This is a genomic window from Streptomyces narbonensis, from assembly GCF_014649015.1.
Taxonomy (GTDB): domain Bacteria; phylum Actinomycetota; class Actinomycetes; order Streptomycetales; family Streptomycetaceae; genus Streptomyces; species Streptomyces narbonensis.
In genome coordinates this window covers 1-649 of record NZ_BMSF01000140.1, presented here as the reverse complement: position 1 = coordinate 649, position 649 = coordinate 1, and the positions used below count along the sequence as shown (strand labels likewise).

General features: G+C 17.3%; 1 protein-coding gene. It reads right to left on the bottom strand.

Going from position 1 to position 649, the window contains the following annotated elements; genetic code table 11:
- Nucleotides 1-599 (bottom strand): tyrosine--tRNA ligase (gene tyrS, locus IE124_RS34300; RefSeq protein WP_189514020.1); only part of this gene is annotated, 599 nt, incomplete at its 3' end.
- Nucleotides 600-649 lie beyond the last annotated feature (50 nt).

The following is a 649-nucleotide window of genomic DNA, read 5'->3' as shown; positions in this document are numbered from 1 at the left end:
TCTCTTCCTATTAAGAAATTAAATAATTGATCAATACCTCCTACTTCTATATCTGCTTTAAGAACTACGGAATCATAAGCTTGTATTAAAGGGTATATAAATTCATGTATTGAAATACTATACCCAGTTTTATATCTTTTATTAAAATCTTTTCTTTCTAACATTTTAGAGATTGTAACTTTAGATAAAATCTTAATTATTTTTAAGATAGAAATTTTTTTTAACCATTCTGAATTAAATAAAATTTTTATTTTTTTAGGATTAAATATTTTTAATATTTGTTTTTTACATTTTATTGCATTTATTTTTATTTGTTCTTTTGTTAAACTTTTTCTAGTTAGATTTTTACCTGTTGGATCTCCTATTATCCCAGTAAAATCTCCTATAATAAATAAGATTTTATGACCTAAATCTTGTAATTGTTTTAATTTTTTTATTAAAACAAAATGACCTAAATGTAAATTAGGAGAAGTAGGATCTAGACCTATTTTTATATTTAAGATTTTTCCAGATTTGATTTTTTTTATTAAAAATTTTTCAATTAAAATTTTTTTTGTATTTAATTTAATTTTTTTTAAAATATTTTTTATATTCTTCATATTAATTATTTTTTATTTATATAAAATTATATAATATAATTATATTATTA